We start from the raw sequence: 3856 nt of genomic DNA, 5'->3' as shown, positions 1-3856 counted from the left end.
ACGCGTCCGGCGACGAGGAAGCTCATCTGGGCGGGCACTTCGCCGGAGTGCTGCAGGATTTCGTCAGCACCGTAGCGGACGATCTTCGCGTGTGCGGCCAGTTCCTGCTGGTCGGCGGGACTCAGGCGCAGTGTGGGAGCCGCTGCGCGCAGCGCGGTTGCGACGCGGTCGGGGTTGGAGAACTCGTCATGGGCCTCGTCGAGGTGCAACGCCTCGCGCCGCGCGGCGTACCAGACCCAGCGTAGAAACATCGCGCGCGCGGCCCCGTCGTCGGCCGGCGACTTCAGGCCGATGGTGGTGCGGTATTCGTCGCCGCCGCCGGCCACCGTCACCGGCGCAACGTCGGGTTTGCGTTGCGGAAGCATGCCAGCGGCCCGGTTCAACATCGCGCACACCCGATCGGGCGCATCGGCGGGCGCGAACTTGGTGCTGACGGCGATGTTGTGCTTGCCCGCGGGCCGGCTCAGATTCGTGAACGACGCACCGGCCAGGACCGAGTTCGGCGTGATCTGCAGCCCGCTCCCGGTGTCAATGTGCACCGCCCGCCAGTTCACCTCGACCACGCGCCCGCGGGCCGACGGCGTGTCCAGCCAGTCGCCCAACTGGAACGGCTGCTCGAACAACATCAACAGGCCGGAGATGATCTGGCCGACGGAATTCTGCAGCGCCAGGCCGATCACGATCGAGCTCACGCCAAGAGCGGTGAACAGGCCTCCGACATTGGCGCCCCAGATGTAGGAGAAGATCAACGCCAGCCCGACCGCGATCAGCACAAACCGCGCGACGTCGATGAAGATGCTCGGCATCCGCTTGCGCCACGTGCCCTCCGGGGCGCTCTGGAACAACGTGGCATTGAGCCCCGACAACAGCAGCACCAGCACGACGAAGCCGAAAACGGTGGCCACCACCCGAACCGAGGTGTTGGTGGTCGAGACCTGCGTCGCCTTGACGAGCAGCAGCAGCAACGCCGCCAACGGCAGCAGGTAGTTGCGCAGCAGGGCCACCGGCCGGGCCAGGTGACTTCGCCGGTGGACCAGTGCGGTGTGCCATTCGGTGAGCAGCACCAGGCCGACCGGCAGGCCGATCGCGACCCCGACGGCCCAGTAGAACCAGGACGACGAGAACATGCTGCTCATGGCTGGCGCTCCGACAGTCGCCAGATCGGCTCGTCGCTCCCGTCGATCGCAATGGTTCCGGCGGGCGTGAAGTGCCGCGTGTCCCGCATCACCTCATAGACCTGCGAGGTGACGTACACGCCCGGCAGCGGGGAGCCGCTCTGCACCTGGTAGGCCAGATTCACCGCGGCGCCCCACATGTCGTAGACGATGCTCGACCGGCCCACCAGCCCGCTGGTGACCCTGCCGGTGTCGATACCCGCCCTGATGTTGAGGTTGCGGTCGTTCTCGGTATTGAACCGGTCCACGATGCGCTGCATCTCGAGCGCGAAATCGACGGTGCGGCGGACATTGTCCAGCCGCGGAACGTTGAGGCCGCAGCTGGCGAGGTACCCATGGCGCAGTGTGCGAACATGCTCTACGCCCAGATGTTCTGCGGCCGCGTCGAATTCGCGCAAGAGCTCGTTCAGGATTGCCAGTGACTCGTCCGACGACAGCTCATCTGAGAGCTCGTCGAGGCCGATCAGGTCAGCGAAGATGACGGTGACGTCCTGGTGATCCTGTGCGATGGTCTGCTCGCCTTCGCGGTAACGCTGCACCACCGGCTCGGGCATCAGCGACAGCAGCAGCCGGTCGTTTTCCCTGCGCTGCTCGTTGAGGAGTTCTTCCTTGATTCCCAGGCTGCGGCTCATCTCGTTGAAGGCAACGGTCAGGTCGCCGATCTCGTCGCGGGACTCCACCGGAATCGACACCTCATAGTTGCCACCGCTGATTCGCTGCGCTCCCGCCTCCAGTCTGCGGATCGGGCGCACGAACAGCTGCGCAAGCAGCATTGCGGCGATGCACACCACGAAGACGATCGCCGCCGTGGACAAGACCAGTGTGCGGGTGAACGTCCGCTCCGGGGCGAACGCCTCCGCGGTGTCGATCTTGGCGATGATCGACCAGTGCAGGTCGGAGCCCAGATGGAGAGGGGCGTAGGCCTGCAGGGTCTGATGACCGAGGTAGTCGCTGGTGATCATCGTGCCGGTCTCGCCCCGTTGGGCGGCATGGACGGCCTCGGTGCCAACCGGCTGGACGAGCGTCGTGCCGCCCAGCCTGATCGCCTCGTCGGCGACATCCGATGGTGTGCCTGCGCTGACGACATCGCGTTTGTACTGCGCGGGATCCTCCAGGAACAAGCGCGAATCCGAGCGCATCAGGTCGTCGGGGCCGGCCAGATAGGTCTCGCCGGTTTTGCCCAGACCATTGGCCGCCCACTGCTTGCCCATCGTCATTCCGCGGTTGAGCCCGGTGACCGGGAACTGCAACGCCAGCGCGCCCTCGGTACGACCGCCGGGTTGCACGGCGGTCACCATCCACGCCGTCGGCTTATTTCGGGCCGGCTGGTAGTTCTGGAAGTCCGTCACCGCCACGTAGTCGGAGGAGTTGGACGCCATCGCCTTGCGATAGGCGTCGGCCAGATTGTTCTCGCGGTACGGTCCAGTCAGGATGTTGGTGCCCAGGTCGACACCTTTGTCGGCGGTGTACACGACGTTGCCGGCAGTATCGAGCAGCATGGCGTCGACGAACCCGAAGCGGCTGACGATTTCCCGGAAGAAATCGTTATAGCGGACGTTGGCGGCGGACCACGCGCTGCCGTCGTGCGCATCGTCGAGGTGGATCGCGGTGTCTGACGAGGGGAACGGCGCGGTGTAGTAGGCCTGTAGATACTTTTGCGCGTTCGACGCCGGCAGCAGCGCATCCACGTCGAGCTGCACGCCGGTGGCTCGCTCCGTCGACTTGACGAAGTCGTTGGTGTAGTAGTCGACGAGCGCCTGCTGCTGGGCCGGGGTGATCGTCGCGGTTGCCAGCTCGCCGAAGGCGGCGGAGAACGCTGCGAGGGCCTCGATCGTCATCGAGCCCCGGGTGTACACGATCGCCGAGTTCGTCAGGTCGTTGACCTTGTCCACCATCAGGCGGGTCTGGGACTCGCGCACCTCCGTCAGGCGGTCGAACACGGACGTCCTGAGCGAACTGCGCCCGGATTGGTAGCCAATGAGCCCCACGACGGCGGCGGAAAGTACGCTCGAGATCAGCAGCATCACGATGAGCTTGGACTGGATGCTGACCCGCGACAGCAGCCGCCGTCTGCCCCAGCGTCCGGCCTTCGGCGCGAAGTGTCCGTCGCGTGCCGTTGCCACGTCCGCTGGGGCCGCGTCCGGCGGGGCTTGGGTGGACGAAGTCATCGGCTCACCACGGCGGCCCCCGGAGACGATCGCGGCATAGATCCCCTTTCGGCTGGTCGCGCCGTGGAAGCGCAGGACACGCAGCAGACTAGCCTTGCGGAGCCGGTAAGCAAAAACCCACGAAACAACCGGCTCGCCGTTTTGTCGGCTCGCGGCCCTGCCCCGGGCGGAGCGTGTGCACCGTGCGGCGGTCGGCGCTCGCGGGCCCCTGACTAGCGGAGCTATGTTGGGCACGTGAACGGAGCCCGGGCACTGCTGGACACCCTCGTCGGCGGCGGTGTGGATGTCTGCTTCGCCAATCCCGGAACATCGGAGATGCATTTCGTCGCCGCGCTGGACTACGTGCCCGACATGCGCGGCGTGCTGACCCTGTTCGAGGGCGTCGCCAGCGGCGCCGCCGACGGCTACGCGCGGATGGCGGGCCGTCCCGCGGCGGTGCTTCTGCATCTGGGACCCGGACTGGGCAACGGCCTGGCCAACCTGCACAACGCCAGACGAGCGCGGGTGCCGATG

3 protein-coding genes are annotated in these 3856 nt (G+C 66.6%); 1 reads left to right on the top strand and 2 read right to left on the bottom strand.

Going from position 1 to position 3856, the window contains the following annotated elements:
* Positions 1-1136 (bottom strand): mechanosensitive ion channel domain-containing protein (locus VKI00_RS15540; protein WP_324438828.1); only part of this gene is annotated, 1136 nt, incomplete at its 3' end.
* On the bottom strand, positions 1133-3343 hold the full coding sequence (locus VKI00_RS15535) for an adenylate/guanylate cyclase domain-containing protein (protein WP_414687210.1): 2211 nt from the start codon (positions 3341-3343) through the stop codon (positions 1133-1135). The genes VKI00_RS15540 and VKI00_RS15535, both read right to left, overlap by 4 nt.
* 234 nt (positions 3344-3577) lie before the next feature.
* Between VKI00_RS15535 and VKI00_RS15530 the strand changes: the two genes are divergently transcribed.
* A partial coding sequence (locus VKI00_RS15530; RefSeq protein WP_324438826.1) for a thiamine pyrophosphate-binding protein occupies positions 3578-3856 on the top strand: 279 nt, incomplete at its 3' end.

Origin of the sequence: Mycobacterium sp. (assembly GCF_035314665.1) — a bacterium.
In the GTDB taxonomy this organism is placed as follows: Bacteria; Actinomycetota; Actinomycetes; order Mycobacteriales; family Mycobacteriaceae; genus Mycobacterium.
Note: the sequence above shows the minus strand (reverse complement) of the source record. Positions and strands in the feature narration are given on the sequence as shown.

Coding starts and splice junctions, on each gene's coding strand:
- VKI00_RS15535 (WP_414687210.1), bottom strand. CDS start 3,343: ATGACTTCGTCCACCCAAGCCCCGCCGGACGCGGCCCCAGCGGACGTG.